General features: G+C 69.5%; 13 protein-coding genes and 2 tRNA genes. 10 read left to right on the forward strand and 5 right to left on the reverse strand.

Going from position 1 to position 15,611, the window contains the following annotated elements; all coding sequences use genetic code 11:
• Positions 1-166: 166 nt before the first annotated feature.
• From gyrB to H0H10_RS31330, 4 genes are all read left to right on the forward strand, one after another.
• On the forward strand, positions 167-2,224 hold the full coding sequence (gene gyrB, locus H0H10_RS31315; RefSeq protein WP_188184516.1) for a DNA topoisomerase (ATP-hydrolyzing) subunit B: 2,058 nt from the start codon (positions 167-169) through the stop codon (positions 2,222-2,224).
• Positions 2,225-2,266: 42 nt separating this feature from the next.
• Entirely contained in the window at positions 2,267-4,861 is a 2,595-nt protein-coding gene (gene gyrA, locus H0H10_RS31320; RefSeq protein WP_188184517.1) for a DNA gyrase subunit A, read from the forward strand.
• A 16-nt stretch (positions 4,862-4,877) separates the two neighbouring features.
• The gene (locus H0H10_RS31325; RefSeq protein ID WP_188184518.1) at positions 4,878-5,645 is read left to right on the forward strand and encodes a DUF3566 domain-containing protein; all 768 of its coding nucleotides are present in this window, start codon (positions 4,878-4,880) and stop codon (positions 5,643-5,645) included.
• A gap of 244 nt (positions 5,646-5,889) precedes the next feature.
• Positions 5,890-5,966, forward strand: a tRNA-Ile gene (locus H0H10_RS31330).
• Between the two features lie 277 nt (positions 5,967-6,243).
• Here the strand turns inward: H0H10_RS31330 and H0H10_RS31335 are convergent.
• Positions 6,244-6,636, reverse strand: a complete 393-nt coding sequence (locus H0H10_RS31335) for a DUF6344 domain-containing protein (protein WP_223180683.1) — start codon at positions 6,634-6,636, stop codon at positions 6,244-6,246.
• 337 nt (positions 6,637-6,973) lie between these two features.
• Here H0H10_RS31335 and H0H10_RS40280 point away from each other — a divergent pair, with 337 nt between their 5' ends.
• Positions 6,974-7,102, forward strand: a complete 129-nt coding sequence (locus tag H0H10_RS40280; protein WP_003999697.1) for a DLW-39 family protein — start codon at positions 6,974-6,976, stop codon at positions 7,100-7,102.
• A 136-nt stretch (positions 7,103-7,238) separates the two neighbouring features.
• The gene (locus H0H10_RS31345) at positions 7,239-8,663 is read left to right on the forward strand and encodes a hypothetical protein (protein ID WP_373566925.1); all 1,425 of its coding nucleotides are present in this window, start codon (positions 7,239-7,241) and stop codon (positions 8,661-8,663) included.
• Between the two features lie 49 nt (positions 8,664-8,712).
• Here H0H10_RS31345 and H0H10_RS31350 read toward each other — a convergent pair whose 3' ends face one another.
• Positions 8,713-10,251 (reverse strand): protein kinase domain-containing protein, encoded by a 1,539-nt coding sequence (locus H0H10_RS31350; RefSeq protein ID WP_188184519.1) that lies wholly within the window; start codon positions 10,249-10,251, stop codon positions 8,713-8,715.
• A gap of 77 nt (positions 10,252-10,328) precedes the next feature.
• Positions 10,329-10,877: a helix-turn-helix domain-containing protein gene (locus H0H10_RS31355; RefSeq protein WP_188184520.1), complete on the reverse strand. Its 549-nt coding sequence runs from the start codon at positions 10,875-10,877 to the stop codon at positions 10,329-10,331.
• A gap of 183 nt (positions 10,878-11,060) precedes the next feature.
• Between H0H10_RS31355 and H0H10_RS31360 the strand changes: the two genes are divergently transcribed.
• A tRNA-Ala gene (locus H0H10_RS31360) sits at positions 11,061-11,133 on the forward strand.
• A gap of 430 nt (positions 11,134-11,563) precedes the next feature.
• Positions 11,564-12,340, forward strand: a complete 777-nt coding sequence (locus H0H10_RS31365) for an isoprenyl transferase (protein ID WP_188184521.1) — start codon at positions 11,564-11,566, stop codon at positions 12,338-12,340.
• Positions 12,341-12,448: 108 nt separating this feature from the next.
• Here the strand turns inward: H0H10_RS31365 and H0H10_RS31370 are convergent, their stop codons facing one another.
• Entirely contained in the window at positions 12,449-13,150 is a 702-nt protein-coding gene (locus H0H10_RS31370; protein ID WP_188184522.1) for a DUF5324 family protein, read from the reverse strand.
• Between the two features lie 372 nt (positions 13,151-13,522).
• On the opposite strand from H0H10_RS31370, the gene H0H10_RS31375 reads away from it, so the two are divergent.
• Positions 13,523-14,056 (forward strand): peptidylprolyl isomerase, encoded by a 534-nt coding sequence (locus H0H10_RS31375; protein WP_188184523.1) that lies wholly within the window; start codon positions 13,523-13,525, stop codon positions 14,054-14,056.
• Between the two features lie 113 nt (positions 14,057-14,169).
• Positions 14,170-15,081: a rhomboid family intramembrane serine protease gene (locus tag H0H10_RS31380; protein WP_188184524.1), complete on the forward strand. Its 912-nt coding sequence runs from the start codon at positions 14,170-14,172 to the stop codon at positions 15,079-15,081.
• A gap of 236 nt (positions 15,082-15,317) precedes the next feature.
• On the opposite strand, the gene crgA is transcribed toward H0H10_RS31380, so the two are convergent.
• Entirely contained in the window at positions 15,318-15,572 is a 255-nt protein-coding gene (gene crgA / locus H0H10_RS31385; RefSeq protein WP_188184525.1) for a cell division protein CrgA, read from the reverse strand.
• Positions 15,573-15,611 lie beyond the last annotated feature (39 nt).

Genomic DNA, 15,611 nt, shown 5'->3' on the forward strand with positions numbered 1-15,611 from the left:
AGTGTCAGTGCTACCGGTAGACTGGGAGACAATCCCGCCCCGAACGTGGGGACCGTCCGGGAAAAGCTGAGCAACGCTGAATCCAGGCTTACCAACGCAACATGCCGCAGCCGCTCCGGCAACCCGCCGACGAGCCCGGCTCGTGCTGTGCCAGAAAGGGCGCTTCGTGGCCGATTCCGGCAACCCCAACGAGAACATCCCGTCCACCGAGGCCCCGGCCCAAGGCGCCGAGGGCTCAGCCGCCGCGTCGTACGACGCCAGCGCCATCACCGTCCTCGAGGGTCTGGACGCGGTCCGCAAGCGACCCGGTATGTACATCGGCTCGACCGGTGAGCGCGGCCTGCACCACCTCGTGTACGAGGTGGTCGACAACTCCGTCGACGAGGCGCTGGCCGGCCACGCGGACACCATCGACGTGACGATCCTGGCCGACGGCGGCGTGCGCGTCGTCGACAACGGCCGTGGCATCCCGGTGGGCATCGTGCCCTCGGAGGGCAAGCCGGCGGTCGAGGTCGTGCTGACCGTGCTGCACGCGGGCGGCAAGTTCGGCGGCGGCGGTTACGCGGTCTCCGGTGGTCTGCACGGCGTCGGCGTCTCCGTCGTGAACGCCCTGTCGACCAAGGTGTCCGTCGAGGTGAAGACCGACGGGTACCGGTGGACGCAGGACTACAAGATGGGTGTCCCGACGGCCCCGCTCGCGCAGCACGAGGCGACCGAGGAGACGGGCACCTCGGTCACGTTCTGGGCCGACCCGGACATCTTCGAGTCCACCGAGTACTCCTTCGAGACGCTGTCGCGGCGTTTCCAGGAGATGGCGTTCCTCAACAAGGGGCTGTCGATCAAGCTCACCGACGAGCGGGAGTCGGCCAAGGCCACTGCGGGCGCGGACGAGGCCGGTGCGGACGAGCTGGCCGAGGAGCAGAAGGCCAAGACGGTCACGTACCACTACGAGGGCGGCATCGTCGACTTCGTGAAGTACCTCAACTCCCGCAAGGGCGACGTGGTGCACCCCACCGTGATCGACCTGGAGGCGGAGGACAAGGACAAGGCCCTGTCCCTCGAGGTCGCCATGCAGTGGAACGGCGGCTACACCGAGGGCGTGTACTCCTTCGCCAACATCATCCACACCCACGAGGGCGGTACGCACGAAGAGGGCTTCCGCGCGGCGCTCACCTCGCTCATCAACAAGTACGCGCGCGACAAGAAGCTGCTGCGCGACAAGGACGACAACCTCACGGGCGACGACATCCGCGAGGGTCTGACCGCGATCATCTCGGTCAAGCTGAGCGAGCCGCAGTTCGAGGGCCAGACCAAGACCAAGCTGGGCAACACGGAGGCGAAGACCTTCGTGCAGAAGGCGGTCTACGAGCACCTCAACGACTGGCTGGACCGCAACCCGAACGAGGCCGCGGACATCGTCCGCAAGGGCATCCAGGCGGCCACCGCGCGCGTGGCGGCCCGCAAGGCCCGCGACCTGACCCGCCGCAAGGGCCTGCTGGAGTCGGCGTCCCTGCCGGGCAAGCTGTCCGACTGCCAGTCGAACGACCCGACCAAGTGCGAGATCTTCATCGTCGAGGGCGACTCCGCCGGCGGCTCGGCCAAGTCCGGCCGGAACCCGGAGTACCAGGCGATCCTCCCGATCCGCGGCAAGATCCTCAACGTCGAGAAGGCGCGCATCGACCGCATCCTGCAAAACCAGGAGATCCAGGCGATGATCTCCGCGTTCGGCACGGGCGTGCACGAGGACTTCGACATCGAGAAGCTCCGCTACCACAAGATCATCCTGATGGCGGACGCCGACGTCGACGGCCAGCACATCAACACCCTGCTGCTGACCTTCCTGTTCCGCTTCATGCGGCCGCTGGTCGAGGCCGGTCACGTGTACCTCTCCCGCCCGCCGCTCTACAAGATCAAGTGGGGCCGGGACGACTTCGAGTACGCCTACTCCGACCGCGAGCGCGATGCGCTGATCGAGATGGGCCGCCAGGCCGGCAAGCGCATCCGCGAGGACTCCGTCCAGCGCTTCAAGGGCCTCGGCGAGATGAACGCCGAGGAGCTGCGCGTCACCACGATGGACCAGGAGCACCGCGTCCTGGGCCAGGTCACCCTCGACGACGCCGCCCAGGCCGACGACCTGTTCTCGGTGCTGATGGGCGAGGACGTCGAGGCCCGCCGCGCGTTCATCCAGCGCAACGCCAAGGACGTCCGCTTCCTCGACATCTGAGTCGGTCTCAGCTGACCGCACCAGGAAGGACCTTCACCAGCAATGACCGACGAGAACACTCCCGTCACGTCTGAAGAGGACGGCCAGGCCGGCCTGCGCGTCGAGCCCGTCGGGCTCGAGACGGAGATGCAGCGCTCCTACCTCGACTACGCGATGTCCGTCATCGTTTCGCGTGCGCTGCCCGACGTCCGGGACGGCCTCAAGCCCGTCCACCGCCGCGTGCTGTACGCCATGTACGACGGCGGCTACCGCCCCGAGCGCGGCTTCTACAAGTGCGCCCGTGTCGTCGGCGACGTCATGGGCAACTACCACCCGCACGGCGACTCCTCCATCTACGACGCCCTGGTCCGCCTCGCCCAGCCGTGGGCGATGCGCATGCCGCTCGTCGACTCCAACGGCAACTTCGGCTCCCCGGGCAACGACCCGGCGGCGGCCATGCGGTACACCGAGTGCAAGATGGCGCCGCTGTCGATGGAGATGGTCCGCGACATCGACGAGGAGACCGTCGACTTCACGGACAACTACGACGGCCGCTCCCAGGAGCCGACCGTCCTGCCCGCCCGCTTCCCGAACCTGCTGATCAACGGCTCGGCCGGCATCGCGGTCGGCATGGCGACCAACATCCCGCCGCACAACCTGCGCGAGGTCGCGGCCGGCGCCCAGTGGTACCTGGAGAACCCGGAGGCGTCGCACGAAGAGCTCCTGGACGCGCTGATCGAGCGCATCAAGGGCCCCGACTTCCCGACCGGCGCCCTGGTCGTCGGCCGCAAGGGCATCGAGGAGGCGTACCGCACCGGCCGCGGCTCGATCACCATGCGCGCGGTCGTCGAGGTCGAGGAGATCCAGAACCGCCAGTGCCTGGTGGTCACGGAGCTGCCCTACCAGGTCAACCCGGACAACCTCGCCCAGAAGATCGCCGACCTGGTGAAGGACGGCAGGATCGGCGGCATCGCGGACGTCCGTGACGAGACGTCGTCCCGTACCGGACAGCGCCTGGTCATCGTGCTGAAGCGGGACGCGGTCGCCAAGGTCGTCCTGAACAACCTCTACAAGCACACGGACCTGCAGACGAACTTCGGCGCCAACATGCTGGCGCTGGTCGACGGCGTGCCGCGCACGCTGTCGCTGGACGCGTTCATCCGCCACTGGGTGACCCACCAGATCGAGGTCATCGTCCGCCGGACCCGCTTCCGGCTGCGCAAGGCCGAGGAGCGCGCCCACATCCTGCGCGGCCTGCTGAAGGCCCTGGACGCCATCGACGAGGTCATCGCGCTGATCCGGCGCAGCGAGACCGTCGAGATCGCGCGCGGGGGCCTGATGGACCTCCTGGAGATCGACGAGATCCAGGCCAACGCGATCCTGGAGATGCAGCTCCGCCGCCTGGCGGCCCTGGAGCGGCAGAAGATCGTCCAGGAGCACGACGAGCTCCAGGCGAAGATCAACGAGTACAACGAGATCCTGGCCTCCCCGGTCCGTCAGCGCGGGATCGTCAGCGAGGAGCTGGCCGCGCTCGTCGAGAAGTACGGCGACGACCGCAAGACGAAGCTGATCCCCTACGAGGGCGACATGTCCATCGAGGACCTGATCGCCGAGGAGGACATCGTCGTCACGGTCACGCGCGGCGGCTACATCAAGCGCACGAAGACCGACGACTACCGGGCCCAGAAGCGCGGCGGCAAGGGCGTACGCGGCACGAAGCTGAAGGAAGACGACATCGTCGACCACTTCTTCGTGTCGACGACCCACCACTGGCTGCTGTTCTTCACCAACAAGGGCCGGGTCTACCGCGCCAAGGCCTACGAGCTGCCCGACGCCGGCCGGGACGCCCGCGGCCAGCACGTGGCGAACCTGCTGGCCTTCCAGCCGGACGAGGCGATCGCCGAGATCCTCGCGATCCGCGACTACGAGGCGGCGCCGTACCTGGTGCTGGCCACCAAGGCGGGTCTGGTCAAGAAGACGTCACTGAAGGATTACGACTCCCCGCGCTCGGGCGGCGTGATCGCCATCAACCTGCGCGAGCGGGAGGACGGATCCGACGACGAACTGATCGGAGCCGAGCTCGTCTCGGCCGACGACGATCTGCTCCTGATCAGCAAGAAGGCGCAGTCGATCAGGTTCACCGCCTCGGACGACACGCTCCGTCCCATGGGCCGTGCCACCTCGGGCGTCAAGGGCATGAGTTTCCGCGAGGGGGACGAGCTGCTCTCGATGAATGTTGTTCGACCCGGTACGTTCGTGTTCACTGCCACCGACGGCGGGTACGCGAAGCGCACTCCCGTCGACGAGTACCGCGTCCAGGGTCGCGGCGGTCTCGGCATCAAGGCCGCCAAGATCGTCGAGGACCGTGGATCGCTCGTGGGAGCGCTGGTGGTCGAGGAGCACGACGAGATCCTTGCCATCACACTCTCGGGCGGTGTGATTCGCACGCGAGTCAACGGGGTCAGGGAGACGGGCCGTGACACCATGGGCGTTCAACTGATCAATCTGGGCAAGCGCGATGCCGTCGTGGGCATCGCACGCAACGCCGAGGCGGGACGCGAGGCGGAGGAGGTCGACGGCGACGTGGTCGTCGACGAGACCGCCGAGGACGCCGTTGCCGCCGGCACGGACGAGGGTGAGGCGCCCTCGGCCGAGTAGCACGAGGAGAGTCATCGTGAACGGAGCCACGGGCGCCGGATCGGCCGGTACCTCCAGGGGTACGGAATCGGACGGCGGCCGTGGCTCCGTCGCGCACGGAACGGACTCGCAAGCCCCCTCGTCCTCACCCTCGTACGACACTCATGGATCCCAGGGGGGAACTGTGACGGACACCCGAGGTCCGCAGACCCAGCAGTACGCGGCTGGAGCGGGCCCGGCCGCTTCGGGCGCCCAGGGGCGGCCCGCGCACCACCAGGAAGCCGCTCAGCAGCCGGCCTCGCCGCTGCCGGGGGAACGGCAACCGCAGCAGCCCGGCGGGCCGTACCACCCGCCGCAGGCGTACCAGACCCAGGGCGGCGCCGGCCCGTCCGGCGCCGTACGCCGCCCGCGCACCGGTGCGCGCACCACGCCCCGCGTCCGCAAGGCACGTCTGCGCGTGGCGAAGGCCGACCCGTGGTCGGTGATGAAGGTCAGCTTCCTGCTCTCCATCGCGCTGGGCATCTGCACGATCGTCGCGTCGGCCGTGCTGTGGATGGTCATGGACGCCATGGGCGTCTTCTCATCGGTCGGCGGCACGATCTCCGAGGCGACCGGCTCCAACGAGTCGAACGGCTTCGACCTGCAGTCGTTCCTGTCGCTGCCCAACGTGCTGATGTTCACGACGATCATCGCGGTCATCGACGTCGTCCTCGCGACGGCCCTGGCGACGCTCGGCGCGTTCATCTACAACCTCTCCGCCGGCTTCGTCGGCGGCGTCGAGCTGACGCTCGCCGAGGACGAGTGACGGACGGACGAGTGCCGCGCGGACGAGTGCCGCGCGGCTGGGACGGGTGGTTCCACGCCTGAGACGGGCGGTTCCGCGCTTGAGACGGGCGGTTTCACGGCTGGAGCGGGGGGTTCTCCGACGGGCCTCACGACGGCTTTTCGGTGGTCCCCCGGCGGCCCTCCGACAACCGATTTTGGGACTGCCCACCTCGTGCGCTAATCTTCAGGAGTCAGCGCGCGGGACACACACCGCAAAGCGCGGCGGGGCTATAGCTCAGTTGGTTAGAGCGCATCCCTGATAAGGATGAGGCCACAGGTTCAAATCCTGTTAGCCCCACCAGCGAGAAGACCTCCAGGTGATCCACCTGGAGGTCTTCTGCATGTATGGGTGGCTCCGGGCCTGGGCGTGGGGCCGCGACTCGCGCAGACAGAGAGGCCCGGCGGCTCCTTCGAGCGGCCGGGCCTTCGTCGTGGGCGGTGCTGTACGCAAGTACGCCGTGGGGGACTGGTCGGGGCGGGAGTGGCCAGAGGGCCGGGAGGGGCAGAGCAACGGGGGGATCGAGAGGGTCGAGAGGCCGGACGGCCGGCGTCGGCACGTGCGGTGACGTGCCCGGCTGTCAGCGCTGGAGGGGCGTGTCGGCGGGGGCGGGGGATTCTTCCTCCTCCTGGGACGAGCCGGAGTCGCAGAGGGCGGCGGAGAGCGTGGCCTGGGAAGCGTCCGAGGGCGGGCGGTGCCGGCAGCTGGGGGACTTGCCGTGGGCCTCGGCGTGGATGCGCTGCTTCATCGTGGGGGGCAGGGCCTCTGCCCGGAGTGAGGTTCGGGAGGGCATCGTCGGCGCCGTCACCCGGCCGGTGCTGTCGCTCTTCTTGCTGTTCTCGCTGTTGCGCTGCGTCTCGGTCTGCGGTACGGCCGCCGAGGCGGTCGTCGTGAAGATTCCGAGCGCCGTGAACAGCGCGAGGAAGGCGGTGACGATGGTGGTCCACAGCTTCATGACCTTGTTCCGGGCCATGGCCCCTCACTTTCGGGTCGGGCGATTTGCGTACTTTGCTCATGATGTGTATGTGGGCCGCGAAGTGGTGGACCGACGCCCGTGGCGCGGCGCTCTTCTGATGAACACCACTCGGATGGACGCAAGAGAGGTGAAAAAGACCGGAGACGGGAGGACCGCGGGCAAAGTGACCGTCCGTGCGGGTGTGATCACCCTCCGGTCGGAACGGTTTGGTCCGCTTCTATCCGGCTCTGGTGACCGGGAGTTGACGGACGACACAGGTCACCGATCGATATCGATCGGTGTGTATAGTCGGGCGCCAGAGGTCCCCTACGTCAAGGAAAGACGAGGTCGCGCGGTGAAGAAGCTTCTCCTGGTCGCACTGGCCGCCATCGGCGGGCTCCTCGTGTACCGCCAGATCCAGGCGGATCGCGCCGAGCAGGATCTGTGGACGGAGGCGACTGACTCCGTGCCCACGGGTTCGTGAGTACGACCGACATCCGGTTCTGAACAGACCCCGGCCGTCATTGCGGTCGGGGTTTTGTGTTGCCCGGATGGCGGGCGGGGTCGCCGGGCAGGATGGGCCACGGTCCGGTCCGGGCGACTGCGAGGAGTGGCGGGTGATGGGGCGGTGGTGTATGGCTCGGCGGCGGGCCCGGGCGCGGCGAGCCTGGGGCTGCCGGCCCTGGGCGTGGCGGGCCGGGGTCCGGCGCGTCAGGCCGTCGGGGAGGCGCGCACGGGTGGTCGTACGCCCGGGCCTGGTGGCCGTACGCCTGGCCGTGGTGACCGCGGTGGCCGGTGCCACGGTCCTCCTGCCGGGAGCCACCGCACCGGCGGCCGACGCGGCGGACGGCTACGCCTACGCCTTCGCCGACGGGGCCCGGCGCATCGAGGGAGCGACCGGTACGGCGGACGCCGTCGCCCTGGAGCCGGGCACGACGTACCGGAGCTCCCTGCCGCGGAGCGGCACGGTCCACTTCCGGCTCGAACTGGACGCCGCCTCGAACGCGTACGCCTCCGTCACCGCCGTCCCGGCTGCCGGTGCCGCTGTCACGGCCGCCGACGGCATCCGGATGTCCGTACGGGACGCCGATGGCAGTTCCTGCTCCTCGGACAGCGTGAGTTTCGGCGCCGCCCGCAGCCCGCGCCCCCTCACGGCCTGGGGCATGCGGGAGATCTCCCCCGGCGGGCTCAGGTGCCAGGAACCCGGCACCTACTACGTCACGGTCGAGCGGATCCGGCCGCAGGACTCCCCGCCGGATCCCTGGGCCCTGGAACTCGCCACCGCCACCGAGCCGGGCCTGGAACGCACCGGGGCGACGAGCGCACCCGGCACCTGGGACTCGTCCTCGCCGGAGCCCGTCACCGGCGAGCCGGAGCGCCGCCGCGGCGGCAGCGGATTCGCCGACGCCACCGCCGTCGCGCAGGGCGTCTGGCGCGACGACGTCCGGCCCGGGCAGACCCTCTTCTACAAGGTGCCGGTCGACTGGGGCCGGCAGCTGTACGCGACGGCCGAACTCGGCAGCGCCGGCGGTGGTTCCGGCTATGCGCCCGGCGCCCTGTCCCTGACCCTGCACAACCCCGTGCGGGGAGAGGTCGACGACGCCGCCACCGGATACGCCGGCCGCCGGGCGACTGCCGACCTGTCGCCCGTGCCCCCGGTCGCCCACGCCAACCGCCATGCCGCCGCCGACCAGGTCAGCGGCATGCGGTTCGCCGGCGAGTACTACCTCGTCGTGCACCTCGCGGAGGGGGTCGCCGAGGACTTCGGCGAGGGTCCGTTCGGGCTGACGCTGCGCGTGCGCATCAAGGGGGGCGGGCAGGGCGGTCCCGGGTACGACGGGGAGCCGGTGCCCCGGGGCGTCTTCGAGGTCGCGGGCCGGGCGGCCGCTTCGGAGGGCGGGGCCGCGAGTGACGACCTCGCCATGAAGGCGGTCGCCGTGGGCGGCATCGGTACGGGGAGCGCGCTGCTGGTGGGGCTCGGCGTGTGGACGGTGGTGGCGCGGCGCAGAGGTCCGGGCCCGCGCCCCGGCAGCCCGGGACTGTAGCGGCGGCCCCGCGGCCCCGGACTTGGCGGCGGCGCGGCCCTCCCGCGTGTCAGAGGCGGGCCAAGGCCCAGAAGCCCACGGCGTAGCAGGCCACCGCCAGCAGCAGAAGCGGGACCGCCACCTTGGCCGGAGGGCCGGGGCGTCGCCGCTCCGCGCGGTGCTGCGGAAAAGTCCGGGCGGAAGGGGGAACCCTCGGGGCTTGGGCGGTGTACGAAGCAGTAGAGGCGTCGGCGCGCTGGTGCGGCGGCGCTGTCAGGGACTGAGCGGGGTACGGCGGCGCGAGCGGCTGAGGGGAGGGCAGCACATGCGAGGGCAGCGCATGGGAGGGCTGACGCGGTGGCTGCGGGACGGCCTGTGGACGGCCGTTCTGCTGTGCGTCCGGCTGTGCGTTCTGCTCTGCGCCCGGCTGCGCGTGCTGCTGGGCGCCGGGCCGGGGGAAGGGGGTGACCGTGGCCTGCGGAGGCGGCAGAGGGAAGCTGCCGGTGTCCGACATCGAGGACGGAGCAGCGGGCGGCACGGGCGCCTCCTGGTGAGCCGGGAGAGGCGGTACCCGGGTACCGGAATCACCGGGGGCGGAGACCGGGCCGGACGCAGGCGCGCTGTCCGGGACCGCCGGGGCCGGGGCCGAGCCCTGCCGAGGATCCGTGGGGACGGGGGGCGTGGCCACGCCGCGGGCCGGCGGCTCGGGTGCCGCTCCGGGTGCCGTCCTGAGCGGTCCGTCGGGGCCGAACCCCGGTGGCAGCGGGCCGACTTGGTCGAAGATCTCGATCAGCTCGTCGTCGGGGCCCGGTTCCGGCAGCAGTTCCGCGGCCGCGGCCAACGCCTTGCGCGCCCCCATGGCCGTACGGAACCGCGCCGACGGATCCGGCTGCAACAGGGAGGCCACGACCTGCCACAGCGGCTCGGGAATGCCCTGGGGCGCACCCGGCGTCCCGTGCTCGGTGAAGTACTGCACGAGCGCCTTGGCATCCGGCTTGGCGCCCTCCAGCAGGTACAGAGCCACCAGGCCGACGGCGAACAGGTCGGCGGGGAAGTCCGGCTCCGAGCCCATCAGCTGCTCGGGCGCGAGGTAACCGGGCGTCCCCACCACGAGGTTGGTCTCCGTAAGGCGCGGTTCGCCCAGCCGCATCGCGATGCCGAAGTCGGACAGCCGCAGCCGGGGCCGGCCCGTGCCGGTGGCCTCCAGAAGCACGTTGGCGGGCTTGATGTCACGGTGCACGACGTCCTCCGCGTGCACCGCGGCCAGCCCCGCCAGCAGCTGGTCGAGCAGCGTGCAGATGAACGCGGGCGGCAGCGGGCCGTAGTCCCCGACCAGGTGGACGAGCGAGCCGCCCGTGACCAAATCCATGGTGAACAGGACCTGGTCGTCGTCGGCGGCCCAGCTGGCCGGCGCCAGCACATGGGGATGGTCGATCCGCAGCGCCTGCTCACGGACGAACCGCAGCAGCGAGTGGGCGTCCCTCTGCTGAAGCACTTTCGCGGCCACATAGCGCCGACGGCGTTGGTCCCACACGCGCCAGACGGCGCCGACTCCTCCACGGCCGATCGGGTCGACCAGTTCATACCGGCCGGCGAAGACCTCACCCATGGCTCTGTGCCGCTCCTCCCCCTCGCACCACTCGCGGGCCCGGCCGCCGCACCCCCTTCGGCGGCCGGACTCCGGGGTCAGTTCTGGTGGGACTGGTAGTGCGCGACCGCGTCGGAGGTGCGACCGGCGCCGTACACCCGGAGGAACTCCGCCAGTTCCGGGTGGGTCGGAGACAGTGCGTCCGCCGCATCGATGATGTCACCGGCGGCCGCCACCGAGCGCAGCAGCGACTGGATCTCGCGGACGACACGCTTGACCGTCGGAGCACCCGAACTGCTCGTGGTCTGCGTGGTGTTGCTGAGCACAGAACCCCCCTGTGACTTCTTGATCTCGTCCATGCGCTCGGTGGCCTCGGCCGCGCTCACGCTGCCGTCGGCGACCTGCCCCGCCAGGTCCTGCAGCAGCTGCACCCGCTGGACCACCGCGGGATTGCCGATCTTCGCCCGCTGGCCGCTCATCAGCTGCGACAGCATCGGTGCGGACAGTCCCAGAACCCCCGCGAGACGAGCCTGATTGAGACCAAGATCGTCGATGAGCCTACGGAAGAGCGCCCCCAACGGCTCCCCGTACCAGTTCCGCTGCAGTTCCCGCGCTCTTGCGGTGGCTTCCTGCTGTGCGGCGTCCATTGCGTCTCCCCATCGCTTCCCCAAAAACCGCAGTTCGCTCCAGCGAACCACGCCGAGCATCTTACGGAGCGTGGTCGTTCATCGGGACCCCCAATCATTTGTGAGATACGGGGTGCGACCCGGTACTCTTGTCTGCGGCGCCCCATCGGCATGCTGTCCAGCCGGTCGGACGCTTCCTCTTCCGGGGCCTTAGCTCAGTTGGTAGAGCGCTGTCTTTGCATGGCAGATGTCAGGGGTTCGACTCCCCTAGGCTCCACAACCCGAGAGCCCGTCCAACCTTGCGGATACGCAGGGCGGACGGGCTCTTCGCATCCAGGCGGTCACGCCTCGCGATCCACGGCGCCCGCCGGCCGAGTGCGGTGCGCGCCCGGGGCTCGGTGGACTGGGCGGACGTACCGCGCCGACTTCACGCGTGCACCGCATCCGCTCCCGGATGCACCGACCAGAACGATCACCAACGACCGGCCGGGAAGGGTCCGTTGACGATGCAGGACAACCGACGCGCCCGGGGAACCGGGCCTCAGCAGGCTCACGGTGGGCCCCCGCTCAGCGCCGAGGCGCGGTGGTCTGCTCTTGATATCGTCACCCCACAGGGCACCAGCGCCACACCCCTGCGGGGCGGTGCCAAGTGGCTCATCGCCGTCGGAGCCGTTCGGTCGCTGCCGACGAGGTGGAAGGGGTAGACCATGCGGGCGAAGGTACGGGCCGCTCTCGACGCGATCTATATGAAGCGGCTGGTCAGGGAACTGGAAGGACGACCACGCCCGCAGCACATCGGCATCATGCTGGACGGCAACCGCCGGTGGGCCAAGATGTCGGGCATCAACGATCCGCGTGAGGGCTACCGGGCCGGCGGGGCCAAGGTGCTGGACTTCCTCCGCTGGTGCGACTCCGCCGAGATCGAGCACGTCACCCTGTACATGCTCTCCGACGACAACCTGCACCGGCCCGAGGAAGAGCTGAACCCGCTCATCGACATCATCGCCGAGGTGGTGGAGCGGCTGGCCGTTCCGGGCAACCCCTGGCCCGTCCAGGTCGTCGGCGCCCTGGACCTGCTGCCCGCCGACTCGGCGAGCCGGCTGAAGACCGCCACCGCCGCGACCGAGGGCCGCCGGGGCGGAACGAAGGTCGACGTGGCCGTGGGCTACGGCGGCCGACGCGAGATCGTCGACGCCGTCCGCTCGGCGCTGATGGAACACAGCGCCCAGGGCGGCGACATCGACGAGTTCATTGACTCCTTCACCATGGAGCACATCTCCAAGCACCTGTACTCCAAGACGCGCTCCGAGTCCGACCTCATCATCCGCACCTCCGGCGAGCAGCGGCTGTCCGGCTTCCTGCTCTGGCAGTCCGCCTACGCCGAGATGTACTTCTGTGAGACCTACTGGCCGGACTTCCGCGAGATCGACTTCCTGCGCGCCCTGCGCTCCTACTCCCTGCGCGAGCGCCGCTACGGCCGCTGATCGCCGGAGCACGGCCGTTCCACGTGAAACACCGCCACGTGAAACGTCACCGCGGGGCGGGAGGCGTCAGGGCCTCCCGCCCCGCGGCGAAACACAGGCCGCCGTGAGTCAGCGCGGCTCGTCGCCCTCGGCGGCCTCGTCCTGAGCCTGCTTGGCCTGCACCTCGGGGTCGAGAATCGCGTCGCCACTGCCGTCCACCGACGTCAGCCGCCCGTTCTCGGGAACATCCGTCGCCGCGGGCGGCTCCACCAGCCAGTCCGGGTTCGCCTGCTTGTCCCACCACTTCCACACGGCGAAGACACCCGCCGTGACGACGCCGAACACCGCCACCGCCTTGGCGATGCGGCCCGCCTTCGCCCGGCGCTCCTTCCTGCGGGCCAGCCGCTGGATGTCCTCGGCCGTCACCTGACCACGCAGCGCCGCCAGAGCGGCGGCACCCCGTGCGGCGGCCTCCTGACTGACGGGAGCGGCCGCGGCCACCGCCTGCTCGATCCTCGGCCGGGAGTAGTCGGCGGCCTGCCGGGCGGCCAGGCGCGTACGGATGGCGGCCTCGTGGGCGGCCTGGTCCATCTTCGGCGGCACATGTGTGCGGGCCTGCTCCAGCCGAGGCGCGACATGCACGCCGTACTGGAGGCGAGCCTGGTCGGCGGCCTGCGACACCCTGGGCGCCAGCCGTACGCGCGCCTCGTGTGCGTAGTGAGCGGCCCTGTCCTTGGCCGTGTCGGCGTAGGGCGCCACCACTTCCGCGGCGTGCAGCACGCTGTCCTTCGCCGAACCGGTCGCGGCGCGCACGCTGTCGATGCGGGTCACGGGTTCCTCCTCCTCGGTGGCGTACGGTAATTCGACTTTCCACCCTTTTACGGATCATGCCTGCCGACGCTCTGCCAGGCATGTGAGGGCGGGCATCCGGGTCATGGCCGATCACCCCGGGCCCCATGGGACAAGTGGTGATGAAGAAGCGATCAAGAGTCGATCGACTGCAATAGCGGATGAATACGGAGCAACGCGAGCTTGTCGACGACAATGCCACGGATCGGCGCACCGCGCTCGCGACCCGGGAGTACTGGACCCGATTTCCGCAAGCGACACGCACCGACCGGGAGCAGGAATGGGCCGCTGGGCGACGTGCGGCGCGGACCGTGCGAGGATCGGTGAGCACAACAAGACGACGGAAGGCACATCGTGGCTGAGCAGCTCTACGCCACCCTGAAGACCAACCACGGCGACATCGAAGTCCGGCTCCTGCCGAACCACGCCCCCAAGACGGTCAAGAACTTCGTCGAGCTCGCCAAGGGCGAGCGTGAGTGGACGAACCCCGCCACCGGGAAGAAGTCCACGGACAAGCTCTACGACGGTACGGTCTTCCACCGGGTGATCAGCGGATTCATGATCCAGGGCGGTGACCCGCTGGGCAACGGCACCGGCGGTCCCGGCTACCAGTTCGAGGACGAGTTCCACCCGGACCTCTCCTTCGACAAGCCCTACCTGCTGGCCATGGCCAACGCGGGACCGGGCACCAACGGCTCGCAGTTCTTCATCACCGTCGCCCCGACGACGTGGCTGAACCGCAAGCACACGATCTTCGGCGAGGTCGCCAACACGGCCGGCCAGAAGGTCGTCGACGCCATCGCCGCCACGCAGACCAACCCCCGCACCGACCGCCCGGTCAACGACGTCGTCATCAACTCGGTCGTGATCGAGACCCGCGAGGGCTGATTCCCCTCCGTCACGCCATGTCCGGCGTGTCCGAAGGGAACTAATCGCCCCGCTCGTCCGTAAGGATGGGCGGGGCGATTGCACGTTGCGGACGGACGAGTGAGGGGATCCCCATGGACCAGGCACCAGGCGACCCGCAGGGCCCGGAGAAGCAAGGACCCCGGCCCGCCCAGAGCCTGCCCGGCTGCTACCGCCACCCGGACCGCGAGACCGGCATCCGCTGCACCCGCTGCGACCGCCCGATCTGCCCGGAGTGCATGGTCAACGCCTCCGTCGGCTTCCACTGCCCCGACTGCGTCCGCACCGGCTCCGGCACCGGCCACGCACCCGACGCCTCCCGGCCCCGCACCCTCGCCGGCGGCACCGTGACCGCGGATCCCCGCCTCGTCACCAAGATCCTCGTGGGGATCAACGTGGCGGTGTTCATCGCCGTCCACGCCTCGTCGTCCCTGCTGAACGACCTCGTACTCATCGGACGCTGGCCGCCCGCACCGTTCGTCCCCGACCAGGGCGTCGCCGAGGGCGAGTGGTACCGCATGGTCACCACGATGTTCACCCACGAGGAGATCTGGCACATCGCCTTCAACATGCTCAGCCTCTGGTTCCTCGGCGGCCCCCTCGAAGCCGCCCTCGGCCGAGCGCGCTATCTCGCCCTCTACCTCGTCTCCGGCCTGGCCGGCAGCGCCCTCACCTATCTGCTGAGCTCACCCACCACGGCCACGCTCGGCGCCTCCGGAGCCGTCTTCGGCCTCTTCGGCGCGACCGCCGTCCTGATGCGCCGGCTCAACTACGACATGCGGCCGGTCATCGCCCTCCTGGCGATCAACCTGATCTTCACCTTCAGTCCAGGTTTCAACATCTCCTGGCAGGCGCACATCGGCGGCCTCGTCGCGGGCGTCGTGATCGGTTACGGCATGGTCCACGCCCCGCGTGAGCGGCGGACGCTCGTGCAGTACGGCACCTGTGCACTGGTGCTCGTCCTGGTCGTCGGACTGACCCTGTTGAGAACCGCTCAGCTCACCTGAGCGCCGGGTTGTCCACAGCGGGTGCCGGATCTTGTGCACAGTGTGCGGGAACAGGTGTGCCCCCTGTCACCGACCAGTGTTTCCGCAGGTCAGGCAGGGGGCGAACAAGCTTTCGGTCGCCGGTGGTTCTGTCACACCGGCGTCAATGCCCAGCGAGTTATCCACAGATCGTCTTTCTTTTTCCTCAGGGTGTGGACAGCGCCTGTGGATAACTCGGTGGATAGCCCTGGGCAGGGCTACTTCCATTGCGTCGAGACGCCGAATCCGGCGGCGATGAAGCCGAATCCCACCACGATGTTCCAGTTGCCCAACTGGTCGACGGGAAGTGAACCGTCGGTGACGTAGAAGACGACGATCCAGGCGAGGCCGATGACGAACATGGCCAGCATCACGGGTGCGACCCAGGCCCGGCTGTTCAGCTTGACGGCGGTCGCCTGCTTCGCGGGCGGCGGCGTGTAGTCGGCCTTCTTGCGGATACGTGACTTCGGCACGAGGGTCTCTCCTGTCGATGCGCTGCGTGGCCGCGCAGG

Source organism: Streptomyces griseicoloratus, assembly GCF_014534645.1.
In the GTDB taxonomy this organism is placed as follows: Bacteria; Actinomycetota; Actinomycetes; order Streptomycetales; family Streptomycetaceae; genus Streptomyces; species Streptomyces griseicoloratus.

Coding starts and splice junctions, on each gene's coding strand:
- H0H10_RS31355 (WP_188184520.1), bottom strand. CDS start 10,877: ATGGACGCCGCACAGCAGGAAGCCACCGCAAGAGCGCGGGAACTGCAG.
- H0H10_RS31345 (WP_373566925.1), top strand. CDS start 7,239: ATGGGGCGGTGGTGTATGGCTCGGCGGCGGGCCCGGGCGCGGCGAGCC.
- H0H10_RS31380 (WP_188184524.1), top strand. CDS start 14,170: ATGGACCAGGCACCAGGCGACCCGCAGGGCCCGGAGAAGCAAGGACCC.
- H0H10_RS31365 (WP_188184521.1), top strand. CDS start 11,564: ATGCGGGCGAAGGTACGGGCCGCTCTCGACGCGATCTATATGAAGCGG.
- H0H10_RS31335 (WP_223180683.1), bottom strand. CDS start 6,636: ATGGCCCGGAACAAGGTCATGAAGCTGTGGACCACCATCGTCACCGCC.
- gyrA (WP_188184517.1), top strand. CDS start 2,267: ATGACCGACGAGAACACTCCCGTCACGTCTGAAGAGGACGGCCAGGCC.
- H0H10_RS31350 (WP_188184519.1), bottom strand. CDS start 10,251: ATGGGTGAGGTCTTCGCCGGCCGGTATGAACTGGTCGACCCGATCGGC.